We start from the raw sequence: 19018 nt of genomic DNA, 5'->3' as shown, positions 1-19018 counted from the left end.
TAATGACGATTGATTTTAAACACAAAAGATTTTATTTTAAACCAAACTCTCGTAAAAGAAATCTAAATGATCTTGACTTTGGATTTACTAGAACTCTGAAAGACGAAAAACTGATAGTTGGCTTCGTATGGGATGAAGAATTGAAAAACAAATTATCTTATGGAGATGAAATCTTAGAAATTAATGGCAAAACTGCAAATATCTGTAATTTAATAACTAAGGATATAATCAATAAAAATGATGGGACATTAAAAATGAAAATAAAAAAACATATGATATCATTGGTTATTATAGTAACCACTATCACAGCTTGTAAAACTTCTTCAAAAAACACTTCAGTATTACCAAGTTTTCCAACTGAAGTGCAGATCGCGACAAATGAAATTAAATTTGGTGAATTCACTACTGGAATTAATGGTGGTGCTATAGAAGCAGCTACTGTAGAGGGTATGCTAAATGGAGCACATGGTACATTCGTAAGAATTCCAGTTGGTGAAGAAACAGTATCTCATACACAATCAAATACATATCATGGGATCGTTGTAAAAGGGATTGTTGAAAATCCTGTGAATGGCAATACAAATCCAAAACGGTTACCAGCAGGAAGCTTCTGGTATCAACCTGGCGAACAAGAACACATTACACGTTGTTCTGAAGATTCAGAAGAACCTTGTGTTGTGTTTATTTTTCAAACTGAAAATTTTGACTTCATTCAACAATAATAAATAATTAGTCTAATATTAAAATATAGAAATCATGCCAAACGCATATTTAGAAATCACATTAAAAATAGATTCTGGTAACAGGAAATCAGCTGCTGCAGTTTATTCAAAATACAAGCAACCTTTCTTAGACCGAATAAAAGGTGCAAAATCAAAACAACTCCTGGTAAGAGCTGAAGATGTACAGGTTATTCATACTTTTGATAATACAGAAAACGCAAGTGCTTACCTCTCAAGTAATTTATTTGCCAAAGATATTGTTGAGGAATTAAAACCTTATTTAACAGCTAATCCTGATGTACGAGTATATTCTGTTTCATAAAAATCAACTCAGATAAAACTGAACAGAAAAAAACAGCACACAACAACGTGTATAAGTAATAGCGATTTGAGTAATCATTCAAGTCGCTATTACTTTTTATTTTGTAATTTACATATCGATAGTATCCAATTTAATTTCGCAACTAACCATACACAAAACCGTTCAAGTCAATTCACCTGCGGTGAACTTTAATCTGCGCAACTACGTTGCAATGCATCTTAAAGAATCAACTCAAACTACCATTACAACCAAAACGTGCTATTCATTCAGCGATTTGTGTTAATGAACCATGAAAGGTCTCTTTAATTTTGTCAAAAAATAAAAATGAGCGAATCCATAATTCATTCAAAATCAATCACAGAAATCAGGTCTGTATTCGGTTTATCCAAACCAACACACCCTTTGATAACGATACTTGACACTCACAAGCTTGCTTATGGACAAGAAACGGTAGGGCAACGGTTTTCGTCTGACTTATTCTGCATTGCTCTCAAGGATTCAAGCTGTGGAATTGATTACGGACGAAATTCTTATGACTTTGATGATGGTGTTCTAATTTTTACTGCACCGAAACAAGTCATTACTGTTAAGAAGCCTCAAGCACTTAACGAAGTGAAAGGTTGGATGCTTTACTTCCATCCTGACCTCATCAGAAACACGACTCTTGGTTCAATGATAGATTTATATAATTTCTTCAACTATGAAGTAAATGAAGCATTGCACCTTTCCGAAAATGAGCAAAACACGCTAACTCAAATCGTTCAACTTATTCAGGATGAAATCAAAGAACGTATTGACAATCACAGTCAACAAGTCTTGGTTTCCAATATTGAGCTGTTACTCAATTACAGCAAACGTTTTTACGAAAGGCAATTCAATACTCGTTCTGCAAGGAACATTGACATTGTTTCCAAAGTAGAATTATTACTAAAAGAGTATTATTCAGATAATCAACTAATAGAAAAAGGACAGCCGACCATTCAATATTTGGCAGACCATTGTCATTTATCTGCCAGTTATTTGAGCGACCTTCTAACAAAAGAAACAGGACGTTCAGCCAAAGACCATATCAATGATTTTCTAGTGGATAAAGCAAAGCACCTATTACTTACCTCTACAGATTCAATTAGTGGAATCGCCTATACTTTAGGTTTTAACTACCCTCACTATTTCGGAAGATTATTCAAACGGAAAACAGGTAAAACACCTCAAGAATACAGACAGTTAAACTAAAAAAATTATGTACATAAAAAAAACATACTCACCCCTTGAGATGGCTTGGTGGACACGCTACGAAACTTTTCTTTTCCTTGGAGTTATTTTGTTCTGGGTGTCTATCTATCATTTTTTTGAAATTGAGTGGATAAAAATACCTTGGACTCCTATAGCTCTAATTGGTACTGCTGTTGCATTTGTTGTTGGCTTCCAAAATAATGCTACTTATGGTCGAATCTGGGAAGCAAGAAAAATTTGGGGAGGTATAGTAAACACTTCTCGTACTTTTGGAATGTATACGCAGGACATGGTAACCAATGAACACCTTGAGAGCCCTTTGTCAGAAGAAGAAATTCAACAAGAAATTAAAACCCTGACCTACCGTCATATCGCTTGGATGACAGCCTTACGTCATTCAATGCGAGCCCCAAAACCATGGGAGTTTTTCATGAAACATAAATCCAATCGAGAATGGGACACAAGCCCTCCAGAAATGTCCTCTTCTATAGATGTTGATATAAAACCATACATTTCTGAAAGTGATTATGACTATGTAATGAGTAAGGATAATAAGCAGACAGCCCTACTGTATTTGCAGTCACAACATTTAAGAAAACTCAAAGAGCAAGGTGTAATTTGGGAATTTTCATTTTTGGAATTAGAAAATATTCTTCAAGAATTATTCACCCATCAAGGTAAAAGTGAACGAATTAAAAACTTTCCATATCCCAGGCAATTCGCTACACTCAATCGGTTTTTTATGTGGATTTTTGTCCTTCTGCTTCCTCTTGCACTAGTACCTCAATTTGCTGAAATTGCAAAAGAATTTACAGATACACAACCTTTAATAAGTGCGCTTTTTGTTTGGTTTAGCATCCCAATTTATGTGATTGTTGCGTGGATATTCCACACCATGGAAAGAATAGGTAGAACAGGAGACAATCCTTTTGAAGGAACCGCCAATGATGTGCCCATTTCAACTATTGCTAGAGGTATCGAAATCGATTTACGTCAAAATTTAAATGAAGAGAATGACGATATTCCCAATCAGTTTGAAGTGAAGTTTAATACACAGTTCTAATTCAATTCGGTTTTCAGCGATTTGTGTTTAACCTCCCTCTTTTAGTGTTAAGCTAACATCCATAGCTGTAGGATATTTGTTTCATCAAACCATTAAAATTAAAAAGATGAAACATAAAATTTTAGTTACAGGGGCAAGTGGAGCTTTTGGCAGTTTAGCTTGTATTCAATTAGCAGAAAATGGGCATCAAGTTGTAGGAACAATGCGTTCTATACAAGGAAAAAATGAAGCAATCGCCAATGCTTTAAAAGCAAAAGGTGTTGCATTAGCTGAAATGGATGTTACCAATGAAGAAAGTGTTAATTCTTGCGTAAGCTCAGCCATTGAGTTAATGGACGGCATAGATACCGTTTTCAACAATGCAGGTATTGGAGCAAATGGGATTTTGGAGTGTTTTACAACTGATGACATCCAAAAAATGTTTGAAGTCAATGTTTTTGGAGTTCAACGACTGATGAGAGCCGTTTTACCTCATTTGAGACAACAAGGAAAAGGAACAATGATTCATACATCTAGCTGTATTGGTAGGGTAACAACACCTTTTCTAGCTTCCTACTCTGCATCAAAATATGCGTTAGAATCTTTAGCCGAAGGATACAGAGCTGAACTTTCAGGTTTTGGAATAGAATCTTGCATTGTAGAACCAGGTGGTTTTCCAACAGGCTTTATGGGAGGTATGATAACACCAAGTGATACAGAACGATTAACGCAATATGGAGAAATGGCTAATCTTCCTGAAACTGCATTAAACGGTTACGTTGCTTATGTCGAGTCCATTCCTGAACAACGACCAGAAAGAGTTGCAGAAGCTGTAGTTGGATTGGTAAACACACCATTTGGTGAAAAGCCATTTAGAACCGTTGTAGATTTTTCAGGATTAAAAGAAGGTATAGAAAACTACAATAAAGTACTGAATGAAACCACAAAAGCTATCTACACCGCCAACGGAGTAGACAATTTACTAACCCTAAACAAAGATTAAGGTGAGCAAAACGATTTTAATAACAGGTGCAGGTAGTGGAATCGGAAAAGCCACAGCCATCCATTTTCAAAAACAAGGATGGAATGTAATTGCCACAATGCGTTCACCAGAAAAAGAAAATGAGCTAAAAGAATTAGAGAATGTTCATTCAGAAAAATTAGATGTTTTGGATTTAGAATCCATTCATGTGGCAATTCAAAATGGGATCAAAAAGTTTGGAAAAATTGATACCCTTCTTAACAATGCAGGTTATGGGGCTTACGGTCCTTTGGAATCTTTCCCGAGAGAAAATATCATTAAGCAATTCAATACCAATGTGATTGGATTAATGGACGTAACAAAAGCTATCATTCCACATTTTAGAGCAAATAAAGATGGCGTTATTGTTAATATATCTTCAATTGGCGGACAAATGACTTTTGCTTTGGGCTCACTCTATCACGGAACTAAATTTGCCGTAGAAGGGATATCAGAGTCATTACATTATGAAATGAAAGAAATTGGTGTTAAAGTTAAGGTTGTAGAACCTGGATTCATTGCGACTGACTTTGGTGGACGTTCTTTCGATTTTCAATCGGGAAATATTGAAGATTATCAACTTATCATAAACGCCTTAATGAAACAATGGCAGAACCCAAACAACACAGTTTCACCACCAAGTTTGGTTGCAGAAGTAATTTACAATTCAGTAACTGATGGAACAAATCAGTTGAGATACCGAGCAGGGGATGATGCAGATTACTTACTAGACGCAAGAAAGAAAATGACAGATACAGAGTTTTTTGAAATGATGAACAGTCAAATGGAAAAATAAAAAAACGGTAGCTAACAAAGTGTATTAGGAATCAAGGCCGGGTTAATAGAACGAGAAGCCTATCCATTTACCCACTATACTATCAAGCAAGTCCCTACGGAAAAGAGAGCACTATCAATTGAGAACATCAGAAAAATAATGGATTTAAAACTTCCCAAGGATATGGTTCTCTTCCGATACCGTAATTACTTCATTTGCTCCTTTCTACTTTATGGTATGAACTTTACGGATATGGCTTACCTAAAAGTCGGTAACATCATCAATGGACGAATCAAGTTCAGACGAAAGAAAACTGGCAAATTATATGATATAAAAATTACTGATCAGCTTTCGGAAATACTCATAATCTATCTTGAGGGAAAATCGAAAGAAGATTACATCTTTCCCGTCATCAAAAGAGAAAATCCTGCATTACAAGAACGAGAAATCTCTTGGGAACGTCAACGGTACAACAGAGGTTTGAAAACTATCGGTGAAATATGCGGTATTGAGCAAAAGCTTACAACCTACGTTTCACGCCACAGCTTTGCAACCCAGGCCATGCTAAATGATGTTCCATTGCAAGCTATATCTGCTATGCTAGGGCATAGCAAATTGAACACAACACAAATTTATCTCAAATCGCTACCCAGTGACCTGCTGGATGACTATAACAAAAAACTGATATCCTCTTTGTAATTATTTATAAGTATAATCAATAATAACTTGTTAATTTATATTTGGTTTCAATATTTGCGTTAGGCAATAGATTCAAAATCCAGTTCTTTCGGGAGTGTGGGTTCGATTCCCACCCAAGATACTTAAAGAAAAAGCCTAGATGTTATATCTTGGTCTTTTTGTTTTGGCCATTTTAATTGATCTTGTTCTGGAGCTTTTCGAAGAATGGGGCTTTTGAAAAACCAAAAGGATATAAGTCTGGATGACCAACTTTTACTGTTAACTATAGATTTGGTAAATAACTAAAGAAGACCTGCGAAGTGGCCATTTTGTCGGAGAAAAACTACAATAAAAACGATACTTCACCTCCCAAGACACCAGTTTTTTTGGGTCTGACAACAAATTCTACCATTCTGACAAGGTATCCATTGCATCTAACAACAAATATCTGGAAATCACCATAAAAGCTTTTTTTTTTGTTGGGAATAACTTCAAATGCCACCCCAAATGGACCGAATTATTGACCTATCAAGTAAAACCTTGCATAAGCTGGGTTTGCTATTTGTATTTCTTTTTGTCTCTTCTTTTGTAAACGCTCAGTTAAGTGACCTTCATTATTTACCCCCTCTAAAACAGGGTCAAAACAATGCAGGAATACGTGAGCAGGCGATTTACCTCTCCACACCCGAACCTACTACATTTACGGTAAACGCTTATCAAGGTACCAATGCTGCTCCAGTGGCTACTTTCAATATTTCGAACGTGAGTCCGGCAGTTTGGACTTTGGGGAACGGCGATAACAATATCACCTTGGTCAATAATGCTAACACTGGTATTGTTTTAAGTAATAGCGGTCTACGTTTTGAGTCTCCCAGTGGGAATCGATTTTATGTAAACTATCGGGGTAATTCAAGCGCCCAAGCGGCATCCTTGACAGCAAAGGGTAGGCAGGCCCTTGGTACTCGATTCAAATGGGGAGGTGTTCCTAACCTTGGGTCGCATCCTTCAAAATCCAACACTTTGGGAATCATGGCCACTGAAGATAACACCACAGTTCAACTTTATGGCTATGACCCTGATTGTGAGTTTAGGGTAAGGAACGACCGAGCAGGGATAACGGCAAATACATACACGGTTACTTTAGATGCACATGAATCTTTTGTTTTTGAAACTTATATCGGTAACAGTCCTACGCAAGCTCATGAAGATGGGTGGATTGGCGCGACTATTGAATCCGATAAGGACATTGTTATTAGCAATGGTTCCATCAATTTTGGTCGTCAAGCGGGGGCAAGTAATCGAGATGCGGGAATTGACCAACCAGTTCCAGAGAATAGGTTAGGAAAAGAATATGTCTTCATTAGAGGTAACGGAGGTACGAACGGCCTTACAGAATTCCCCCTAGTAATTGCTACGGCTGACAATACGCAAATTTTTGTCAACGGAGGTGCAACACCCATCGCAACAATAAACAACGGTGACTATTTTCAGGTTCCCAGTACCTTCTATTCATCAAATACGGTTGGAGCCAATATGTTGCTTCAAACTTCAAAGGACGTTTACGCCTACCAATGTATGGCCGGTGCAAGTCAGGTCTATACTCAGGGACTTAACTTTGTGGCCCCTGTAAACTGTTTGCTACCGGATGTTATGGATAATATTCCAGATATCCGCAATATGGCAGGTACCACGGTAACGGGTGGGATGACCATTATTGCAGCAGTTAATACACCGGATGCAAACATTGTGGTAACTGATGGAAATGGATCGGTTACACTACCTGCTTCAAATCCAGTGGTAGGCTCCACAGATTGGAAAACCTTTTATATCCCAAACCTTAATGGCAATGTGAGTGTAAATTCTACTGGACCCATGGCCGTTGGTTTCTTTGGATTTAACGGAGCTCGTGGGGTGGCTGGCTATTTTTCTGGTTTTGACACCCTTCCAGAGGTTACTCTCGAAATTCGCGGGGGAAGCGGTTGTTTTGTGGGATCGGAGATTTTTGAGGCTACCAGTAATAATTTTGATGCTTTTCAATGGTTTGAGAACGGTCAAGCCATACCTGGTGCTAATAGTCCTAGTTATGCACCTATGGGGGCAGGTGAATTCTTCTTACGAGGTACAAAAGGACCTTGTACCTACGATAGTAATGCGATTCAAGCACTTTATTGTGACCCAGATGTCTATGTCCAGAAAACTGTGGACCGACCTGAAATTATGGAAGGCGAGACAGCCACATTCACAATTAGAGTTCAAAATTTAGGCTTAGGCCCACTCACCAACTTACAGATAACGGATGATATTCCAGCCGGACTTACCTTTTTATCAGCTTTTACCATTACCGGGAGCTGGAGTGGCAACACATGGAATATTGGAACCTTGGGTGGTGGTGATGTGGCCATTTTGGAATTAGAGGTTCAGGCTGACGAAATAAATACCCTGCCATTTCTAAGCCTTACAAATACAGCTACCAATACTCAAGATCAGTTAGACACCAATTTAACTCAAGACCAGCCTTCAGCCAAAATAATTGTTCATAATGACTTTGACAATGATGATGTAAACGACATCACGGATTTAGATGATGATAATGATGGGGTTTATGATGGAGATGAATGTAATACGCTTCTTTTCAATATTGCAAGTGGAGCTTTCCATACCAGCGATTTAATCACCTCGGATGACTATTTAATTCTTGATATTTTCAGTGTTGATAATTCATTTAATCTCCAAATCAATGGAAATGATATTGCTGGAGAAATTCAGTTACAGAATGGAGAACCAGGAAACACAGCCCTATTTGAAGACGGAAGTGGGTATGGACAAGGAGGTAATCCGGACATTTGGACCTTGACGGGAACCCAAGGTAGTCCTCTGCTACGTGTAGTAATAGATCAGGCTGGACAATTTGAATTGTTTGGTACTCGAACCAACAATGGACCGCTAGAACCTCTAACGCTGACTACCCCTGCCAATGTGACAAGCTGGAATACGTCTGGGACCAATTCCATCGTTATTGGCCAAACGGTTGCTGGCTCTACCAATATGCAAGGTTCTTTGCTTACTGCAGGTTGCGATACCGATTCAGATGGCCTTCCCAATCATTTGGATTTGGACAGTGATGGAGATGGATGTAGTGATGCTAACGAGTTTTATAAAGACGATAATGCTGACGGTGGAGATGGTGGAGAATATGGGGCTGGAGTTCCAGCAGTTGATTCTTCGGATGGTACGGCAACCGTAGCTTCATACGTTCAAGTATTAGCTCCGGAAATCATTCTGGGTAATACTTCAGAAAATCTTGGAGGGGTTGAAATCAATGGTCAAGGAGTAAGCTTGGGAGATACCTTCCAATACGTACTTCGTTTTCAGAATACGGGTGATGACAATGCCACGAATTATACCATCCGAAATGTTTTGCCATCCAACGTGACTTTGGACAATGTTGATGTTTCCAATGCTTTGGGAACTACCCATTCCCATGATGTAGGGACCAATACAATAACGTTCCAAGTTCCTGATAATCTGGTCCAAATAGGCGACCCGCAGTATTTTATTCGTATTACTGTGACCATTTCAGGGAACTGTTCGGATTTTGTAGATGCCTGTTCTTCTGATTTAGAAAATTTGGCATATTCCACCTTTCAAGGTGTAAACAATCCGACCGTATTTACAGATGAGCCTGGTTCATCCAACTTTCCATGTAATACGATACCTGAAGTTGCCGGTAATAATATTTTGAATGACCTGGCAAACTGTGGTCAGGCAAGAACGGTCCAGTTATGTGGTGATGATGTAGTGCTAACCGCTGGTTCAGGATTTACTACCTACAATTGGGCTTTGGACAACAACGGTAATGGCCAAATTGATGGAGGAGACACTATTTTGAACGATGGTGACCCGGATGCCAACCCAAGTACACTTATCGTAACAGATATTGGAAATTATATCGTAGAAAAATACTCAGGTGGAACCTGTCCTGATTTAACGGAACTAATTACGGTGGAACGATTTGGATCTACACAGACAAATCCAATCATTTCCTACTTCAATCAAGTGAATTCCGATGCAAATGCTGATAACGATTTACAAGGTGAAATTGCAACCTGTGCTATTGACGGAAGTCTTCTACCTAAAATATTCTTGTGCGGTGAAAACGATCAACCCACCATTCAGCTGGGTATAACTGATGCCCAAAGCATTGTATGGCAAAGGCTTGATGAAGCGAGTTGTGCGGATGCGGGTGATGATTGTGCAAATACGAATAGTTCATGTACTTGGAACACCCTTGTAACCCAAGATAATTACACCCTAACAGATAGCGGAAAATACAGAGTGGTAATTAATTACCAGAATGGATGTTTTAGCCGTTTCTATTTTAATGTGTTTAAGAATACATTGGATATCACCCATACTGCTACGGACATCTTATGTAGTGCAGACGGTAATATTAGAATTACCAACTTAGGAGCTAACTACGGACTCCAATTGGTCGATGCTTCCAATGATAATATTATTGTGCCATTTTCTAGTAATAATGGCCCTAACTTCAATATAAACACGGGAGGAACATACGTTGTTCAAGTAACTCTGTTAAATCCTGTAACTGGAGACCCAATTCCAGGAAGCTGTATTTTCGAAACGGAGGAAATCGGAATACTTGAACGAAATTTTCAGGTTGACCTAAGTGAAACCCCAGCGGATTGTACCCAACTGGGAACTATATCTGTTCAGGCATTGAATGTTCTGCCCAACTACAACTACGAGCTAAGACTTGATGATGGTAGTAATGGCGGCCAAGGCACCTTTATGGACAATCGGGTTGCCTCTCCAGATAATACTCACACATTTACCAATGTAAACCCGGGAAATTATACTGTAATTACTACAACGGATGATGGTTGTACAGATACTCAAAACATAACGGTAAGCGAAATTCCAGAGCTAACTCTGGTTGCGCTTAATACTGAAAATATTACATGTACCGCTGGTATTGTAACACTTACTCCAAATGGGGGTACTCCAAATCCTGATTATCAAATGGCAATTTGGAGCAAGGACGGTGTGGATTTGTATGCTACACCAGCCGATGTACCTTTAGCTAATTTGCAAACGAATCCAAACTTTTTGTTTGGTTATCGGGGAACGCCTGCGACCTATTTCCCTAATGAGGAAGGGGATTACGAATTCATTGTTTTTGATGATAATGGTTGTTCCACAATCTCCAATAGTGTTCGTGTCGATGAACCAGGGGGATTGAACATTTCGGCATCGGATAGTGGAATTGTTTGTGCTGATTCTGCTACGGCTTCACTAACAGTTTCTGTGACTGGGGGAACAGCTCCTTATGAATATAGCTTGGATGGAGGTACTACCTATCAGAGTAGTGATACATTTGTGAATCTTCCCGCAGGTTTCTACACCATCACCATAAGGGATTCAGGGGGTAGTGGAGCGTCTGCTTGTATGGGAAACTTCGATTACGAAATTGTTCAACCCTTCCTATTGAATGCTTCACCAGCAATTATTGAAGATGCTTCATGTAGTCCAACAGGCGCAAGGGTTAAAATACTGAACGTAAGTGGGGGACAGGCACCTTATGAATATAGCTTTGATGGCGGAAGCAATTTTGATACCAATAGCGAAAGAAATTTGGCGCCGGGAAATTATCAACTGGTTCTTAGAGATGCTTTAGGGTGTACACATGATATGGATTTGACGGTTCCCACCCCGGTTGCCGACCCAAATCTGAGCGTGGCCGTAGACTATGCCTGTGATGGTACAGCATCCATTACCGTTTCTACTTCGAACACTACGGATTTTACCTATACATACAGTCTAAATGCCACTGCAAACACTCCAGCTAACAATAACGTTTTTACAGGTGTTTCGGACGGTAGTCAAACGATTACTGTCGGGTATTCCAGCAGTATTGCACCTAACCAGAGCACGATTTTCTTTGAGGATTTCGGTGCAGGACCCACTACCCAAATCGCAGAAGTTGGCACCGACTATTGTTATGAACCCCAGGATGGTTCCTTGACGAATTGTAACAGAGGACCCGCTGGAATTTTGGTAAATGGTGAATACACCGTAACGAATCTGGTTACCAATCCAGTTCCTTTTTGGACAAACCCACAAGACCACACCGGTCTAACCGATGGTAGGTTCTTAGCAATAGATGTAAGTACGTTTTCAGATACGGGTAATCCTGTATTGAATTCCATTCTTTGGGCCAAGCGTGATTTGGAAGTATTGCCCAACGAGGAAATCTCACTGAGCTTCTGGGCGTATAACCTGATGAACCTTACGGGCGTAGGAAATAATCCTGAAGTTATAGTAGAAATTTTTGATAATACAGGAACATTGATTCATAGTGAGGTAGCTCCTGAAATTTCTAAAAATACTGGAAATACAGATTGGCATAATCGTACAATTACTTTTAATCCTGCCGCCAATACAGATATTGATATTGTATTTAGGTCCAATGTGAACAGCAATGACGGTAATGACTTGATATTGGATGATATTCAGGTAGTTCAATTACCAGAAATATGTGAAAAGACTCAAGATATTATTGTAGTTGTTGAACCAGACCGAACCTTTACTAGTCAATTGTTGAATGTAGTGGACCCAAGTTGTAATGGTGCAACTGATGGCACCATAAGCTTTGAGGTGACTAATTTTGATGCTGTTGCTGGTTTTGAATACTCTTTGGACGGAGGAACAACTTGGATACCTGAAACCTCATCTCCTGTTACTACGGCAGCCAGCTTAGGTGATGGAACGTATACGGTAGAGATTCGCAAGGCGGATGATACTAGCTGTACCTCAAGTTTTGGTGCTACCTTAACCCAACCAACGTCAATAGTTCCAGCTCTAGCGCTTACGGCCCAGTTTACTTGTTTTAATACAGGTGCGACCTTGGAGGCCTCGGCGACCGGAGGAAGCCCAGCCTATGAATACCAATTGGAAGATACTGTTGGAGGTATTATTGTCGCATATCAAAATAGCAGCACATTTGCGAATATAGCTGCAGGGAATTACCTAGTTCGTGTTCAAGACGTTAATGGATGTTCCGAAATCACAACGACTCCTGCAGCAGTGGTTGCCCCCCAAGCGATTACGTTTACAACTTCGGCTACTGCATGTTATGATGGAACCAACAATGCCACGATAACAGCAAGTGTTACAGCGGGTAATGGTGATTATACATTTAGAATTAATGGCGGAGCATGGCAAGCACCCACCCCTACAACAGATACAGATTATACGTTTTCAAATCTTGCAGATGGCAGTTATACCATTGAGGTTTCAGATGTGTTAGGATGTGTTTCTAGTATTGAAACTGTAGTAATCGCTCCAGTACTGTCAGCCCAGGTTGATGTATTGGATGTTACCAGTTGTGGTAATGGAAGTATTACCGTTACACCATCTGGAGGAGATGGAAGCTATAACTATGCCTTCTTGACCACTGGTTCTACAATAGCTGATTCGGATTTTGCAGCAGCCAATTCCTTTGTGGTAACATCTGGAGCAGCAGGAGGCTATGATGTATATGTCCGGGACAATTCTGGAACTGCGCCATACTGTCAATACATGGAGTCCGTTACGGTAAATGATGCACCTACCTTAGCATTTACGCCAACACCAACGGACCCAGAATGTCATGATGGATTGGGTTCAATTGCCATAAGCATAACAGCCGGTGATGGACCATATACCATTCAAATTATTGATTTGGACAATGCGGGTGCTTCAGACCAAACGGTTACCAACGTTTTGACTAATACGTATGACTTTTTCAATCTACTTCCAGGAGACTATACGATATCAATAACAGATGTTTATGGATGTAGTTTGAGCGATACTCCTGTCACCATCAACAATCCAGATGAGCTTACCGCCACAATTGGAGGGGTGACCCCGCCCAATTGTACAGGAAACATCAATGATTTCGGTTTTGAGTTCACGGCATACCCAACCACTTTGGGAACCATAGAGTTCAGTGACGATGGAGGTCTGACCTGGACCGGGGACAATTCAGTTCCGGGCACTACGGACCGCCTTACCGGTTACAACTCCGGGGATACCGTGAACCCTTCCATGCGAACAGTGGGCGGATTGGGGAACACTGTCTGCCAGACGGACTTCCCACCCTTCATCATCCCATATCCATTGGATGATCTTGACATCACTATCCTGCCCATCATCGTGAACTGTAACGAGCTACAGGTGACCGTTAGGGGACAGAACGGTACGGCGCCCTATGAGTACACCTATAACGATGACCCGACCAACTTTGACCCAAGTACAGCAACTTGGACTCCACAGCTTGCCTTGAACGTTACACATACGTTTACCGGTCTGGTTCCAGGTAGGACCTATAGCTTCTACGTAAGGGACGATGCCGCACCTACCGGCTGTGTACGTCAAAGTAGCGTAAATGTAAACGACATTATTACGGTTCCACTGGAAATCACCTCTTCCATCACACCTTCCTGTGCTGGTGCGAATAATGGGAGCATAACATATACCATAACTGAAAATACAGTTTCTCCAGGTTCTGAAATGCAGTGGTCATTCTATAACGTAGCGACAGGAACACCTGTTTTGGTGAGCGATAGTGGAGGTAACGTTCCTTTTTCCGCCCCAGAAACGTTGACATTCAACACTTTGGGTGCAGGGAGTTATTTCTTGGAAGTGGCTAAAATGGATGGAGTAGTAGCAAGCTGTATCAGTGCTTCCGAAAATGAACTTTTACAAGAATTGGATGCGATAACGGGTACACCGGCTGTATTACAGGACATTACGTGTGATCGACCAGGACTCATTGAGATTCCTGATATTTCAGGTGGCGGCGGCATCTATATCTATACTTTATACCACGACATCAACAATACCCCTCTGGATTTAACAGATGACGTTTTGGTCACTTCATCCACTTCGGATAATCCTTTAGAGGTTGCCCCTAACTCCCCAGGAGGAAGTTACAGGGTAGCAGTATCTGACCAATATAGCTGTTCTGTTGAATTGGGCTATGTTTCCCTGACATTAACGGCAAACCCGACCATTGACAGCGTTGTTGTGGACAATTGCGCAAATCCAGCCACAGTAACTGTTACCGCAACAAGTGCTGTGACACAGATTTTCTATTCCTTAGAGGGGGGTGCTAATTATGTGGATAATGGTGGAGTTTTTAACAATGTACCTCCGGGAACATACGCTGTAAGTATTATTGATAGCAATGGTTGTACCGACACAGATTCAGTAACGGTTGACCCGCAACTACAGGCTACGGTCACATTGGCAGAAGTTCTGGGTTGTGATGCAGGAAATGAGGCTGAGATACGTATAGAGGTGACAAGCGGTTCAGGGAGCTATGAATATGAAGTGGTTGGAACTTTGGGAACTTTGGTTTCAAGACAATCTTTGACTCTAAATCCAACTACGGTATTGGCGACTGTAGCAGATACGTACACGGTAACGGTTTATGACAATATTACTTCAGGTCCCGAATGTTCAAGAGCATTCGTGATTGAAGTACCACCAGCCCTTGCGCCAAGCTTTGTTCCTACTCCAACAGATGTTAGCTGTTCGGGTGCTAGTGATGGTATAATTGCTATCGCCGAAAATAACAACGGAATTAGTCCGCTGAGCTATACATTAAACCCTAATGTTGCCACATTCAATGCGGCTACAAATAGTTTTGAAAACTTGCCTCAAGGAACCTACGAAGTAATAGCAACGGGACAGAACGGTTGTACAACGACTATAAGTAATATTCCTATTGGCGAACCAAACATCATATCATTTGACCCCGTTGACGTTTCTCCTTTCGGATGTACCACTGGAAATTCGGTCAATTTAGCTACCATTACAATTGATGAAACTACTATTGCTGGAGGTAGCGGAACTTATATTAGATATGAGTTTATCGATAATGCAACCAGTAGTGTGTTGGAGACTGGGACGAATCCAGTATATACTCGTACAGATTACGCAGCCGTTGATGTTTTAGTACGAGTTGTGGATTCAAACGGCTGCTTCGCTCAAGAATTGGTGAACATACCTGCTTTTGATGAGCTAATTAGTACGTCAATCACCGTTGATGATGTGATAAGCTGTTCAAATCATGGTGAGGATATCACAATTAATGTAACGGGAAGTTTGACAAATTTTGCCTCAGGTAACTATCAGTTTAGACAATTACCTTCTTTAACCTATCAAGCGTCCAATGTATTCGCGAACCTTCCTGCTGGCAACCATACCTTTGGAATCCTAAATGTGAATACCGGATGTGAATTGACCATCACCCATGTAGTGGATGAGCCAAACACATTTGACGTACTCGTTGAAAAGCTTGGTGATGTGGTTTGTTTTGGTGATACCGGTAGCATACGTCTTACCTTGGTAGATGCCACCTATGCTTCTGGATTTACCTGGAATCTTTATGATACAAATGGTACGCCAGCAGATAGGACTGATGATGGTCCGGCCATACTTACCGGTACATCAGCCAATGTAGGTCCTACGGCAGCTATAAACGTAGCAGCCGGAGATTATGTGGTTGAGGTTATTCAAGATGCGTTCCCAGATTGTACTCAGGAAAGAGTTTTTAGCATTACCACGCCTACGGCATCAATAACCCTCAATCCTATAGACTTGACCGATGTGGGATGCTCAAATAAACAGGGAAGTGCGTTGATTGCCCCTGCGAGTGGAGTCGCTCCATATACCATCGCATTGACTCATAATGGAACTGCGGTAACCACCACGGTGAATTCTGTAAATAGTAACTTATTCCAAAACTTGACCGCTGGGCAGTATTCAGTAAGTGTTACAGATAACTTAGGATGTACCGTGCCATTTCCAAATGCCTTTGAGCTGTTGGTACCAGACCCAATTACGGGGTCTATTGCCAACACCAACTTAGTGTGTCAAGGAGATAAGGACGCATCTGTTTCAGTAGCGGTTAATCCAAGGAATGTAACTACCAACTATCGCTATATCTTAAACACCTACAATGATACAGCGGGAACTATTTTATTGAGCGCTTCCAATTCTCAAACAAGTCAGAACTTTGACAATTTAGGTGCTGGTTTCTACAGCGTCACTGTGTTGGATGATATGAGCTGTACGTATGAAACCAATATTGTGGAAATTGTTGAACCTACAGATGTGGCTGCCTTGTTGGTAACCAATCAGACTTTAGGATGTAATACCAATGCAGAATTGTTATTGGTTGCATCGGGTGGAACAGCTCCGTATACTTGGAGTATTGATGGAACTACATTCAACACCATGAATGAAACAGTTACCACGGATACACATTTATTCACTAATGTCCCAGCCGGAACGCATCAGTATTACATCAGAGATAGTTTCAATTGTGTTTCTACCATTTCCAATGAGGTGAGTTTAGAACCTATTGAGACCTTAACGGTTGCATTGGATACATCTGCTGCTGCTGTTACCTGTAATGGTGAGGACAATGCCTTTATTGATGCAGAAGCTGATGGAGGTCTTGGAAATTACCAATATGCGCTATTTACAGATTTGGCTTTGACCAATGAAATCCGTCCGAACCAAAATACAGGTAAATTTTTAGACTTGCCCGCAGGTTCCTACTTCGTAAGAGTGCAAAGTGAAGATTGCCAAGTGGTATCGGAAGAGGTCATAATTGAAGAACCTGAAGTACTTGTGGTTGACCCCACCATATCCAATGTTACTTGTTCCGGGACTGAGGATGGAAGTATTTCGTTGGCAGTACAAGGAGGAAGTGGAATATATCAATATGCAATTTCACCAAACCTTAATCAGTTTGAGTCCGAAAACACCTTTGACGAACTGGCTCCAGGAAGCTACCAAGTCATCGTACAAGATGAAAATGGTTGTTTTGAACTGGTTGAGTTCGATATTACCGAACCTCAAGCTCTAAATGTGGTTTCTACCATTACCGATGAAATCTGTTTTGATAGCAGCGATGGAACTATTTCACTACAAATTACAGGAGGAACAATGCCGTATTTCACTTCCCTTGATAGCAATTTGGATTCAGAGTTTGCCCAAGATGTGACTCAATACAATGACCTGGCCAGTGGAACCCATGTTATTTTTGTACGAGACGCCAATGGATGTGAATATTCCGAAATTTTTGAAGTCGAAAACGGTGTTAACCTAGTAGGAGAAGTAGAAGTGCTATATGAATGCGACGGAAATGGATTTACTTCAAATAGCATCCAAGTGGTTTTTGAAGATGAAACGGTTACTGGAGATGTATTATATGGTTTGGATACCAGTGACACATCCCAGATGCAACTAGAACCTGTGTTTGAAAACCTATCTAGAGGTGAGCATTTTGTTAGCGTGTTGCACAATAACGGATGTATCAACACCATGTCCTTTGAAGTAACCATATTTGAACAATTGACCTTACAACTCAGAGAAGGTGAAATCAATCAAATAGATGCTTTGGCAACAGGTGGTTCAGGAAACTACACCTTTAGCATAAATGATGACCCAACTGGTATTGAAGATACCTTCTATATTACCGAAACAGCAGTGTACACAGTTACGGTAACGGATGAAAATGGCTGTAGTATAAGCCAGGAGATATTTATGGAGTTTATCGATATTGAAATTCCAAAATTCTTCACACCCGATGGTGATGGATTAAACGATACTTGGGCTCCTGATAATATAGATCAGTATCCTAACATCTTTATAAAGATATTTGACCGATACGGAAGGACCTTATTCTTCTTTAGCGGCAACCAGGATAGCTGGAATGGAATGTACCAGCTTTCTGAATTGCCCACAGGTGACTATTGGTATATCATTCGTTTGAATGGTGAACAAGACCAACGAGAATTTGTGGGTCATTTTACATTATATAGGTAGAGTAAATTGAATTCCAAAACTAACATTTGATAATAATTATATCTGTGGTTTGGCAGATTTTATGGCGTCTTCTGGATTATCCCTGGAATCTTGACCATGTAAGAAGCATCTGGATCGCTATCTGATTCCTGTCTAGAAAATGACCGATAAAGGACTTGAGAACAAACTAAGACAGGGCTTTGAATAGCGCATAATTCACCCTTATCAGTTTGGTCATAGTTGACAATTATGGAGAGTATTCCCCGATTAAAGATCAATGATAAACATAAAGCAATAATTTAACTAAATATCTCTATGAAAACTATGAATGCTAAACTAAGGG

8 protein-coding genes are annotated in these 19018 nt (G+C 40.2%); all 8 read left to right on the top strand.

Annotation, left to right across the window (positions count from 1 at the left end):
- The first annotated feature begins 2 nt into the window (after nucleotides 1-2).
- The 8 genes from LV704_RS15315 to LV704_RS15280 all read left to right on the top strand — a co-directional run bounded on the left by LV704_RS15315 (nucleotide 3) and on the right by LV704_RS15280 (nucleotide 18696).
- Nucleotides 3-722 carry a DUF4437 domain-containing protein gene (locus LV704_RS15315; protein ID WP_163422881.1) on the top strand — a complete coding sequence of 240 codons (720 nt, stop codon included), beginning with the start codon at nucleotides 3-5 and terminating at the stop codon, nucleotides 720-722.
- Between the two features lie 34 nt (nucleotides 723-756).
- Nucleotides 757-1044 carry a hypothetical protein gene (locus LV704_RS15310; protein ID WP_163422882.1) on the top strand — a complete coding sequence of 96 codons (288 nt, stop codon included), beginning with the start codon at nucleotides 757-759 and terminating at the stop codon, nucleotides 1042-1044.
- Between the two features lie 324 nt (nucleotides 1045-1368).
- On the top strand, nucleotides 1369-2277 hold the full coding sequence (locus tag LV704_RS15305) for an AraC family transcriptional regulator (RefSeq protein WP_163422883.1): 909 nt from the start codon (nucleotides 1369-1371) through the stop codon (nucleotides 2275-2277).
- A 7-nt stretch (nucleotides 2278-2284) separates the two neighbouring features.
- Nucleotides 2285-3340, top strand: a complete 1056-nt coding sequence (locus LV704_RS15300; protein WP_163422884.1) for a bestrophin family protein — start codon at nucleotides 2285-2287, stop codon at nucleotides 3338-3340.
- 106 nt (nucleotides 3341-3446) lie between these two features.
- The gene (locus tag LV704_RS15295) at nucleotides 3447-4322 is read left to right on the top strand and encodes an SDR family oxidoreductase (protein ID WP_163422885.1); all 876 of its coding nucleotides are present in this window, start codon (nucleotides 3447-3449) and stop codon (nucleotides 4320-4322) included.
- Between the two features lies 1 nt (nucleotide 4323).
- The gene (locus LV704_RS15290) at nucleotides 4324-5136 is read left to right on the top strand and encodes an SDR family oxidoreductase (RefSeq protein WP_163422886.1); all 813 of its coding nucleotides are present in this window, start codon (nucleotides 4324-4326) and stop codon (nucleotides 5134-5136) included.
- A gap of 138 nt (nucleotides 5137-5274) precedes the next feature.
- Nucleotides 5275-5814 carry a site-specific integrase gene (locus tag LV704_RS15285; RefSeq protein ID WP_163422887.1) on the top strand — a complete coding sequence of 180 codons (540 nt, stop codon included), beginning with the start codon at nucleotides 5275-5277 and terminating at the stop codon, nucleotides 5812-5814.
- A 486-nt stretch (nucleotides 5815-6300) separates the two neighbouring features.
- Entirely contained in the window at nucleotides 6301-18696 is a 12396-nt protein-coding gene (locus tag LV704_RS15280; RefSeq protein ID WP_163422888.1) for a T9SS type B sorting domain-containing protein, read from the top strand.
- Nucleotides 18697-19018 lie beyond the last annotated feature (322 nt).

The organism is Flagellimonas sp. CMM7, assembly GCF_021390195.1.
In the GTDB taxonomy this organism is placed as follows: domain Bacteria; phylum Bacteroidota; class Bacteroidia; order Flavobacteriales; family Flavobacteriaceae; genus Flagellimonas.
The sequence above is the reverse complement of the archived record's forward strand: the minus strand, read 5'-3'. Positions and strand labels throughout refer to the sequence as shown.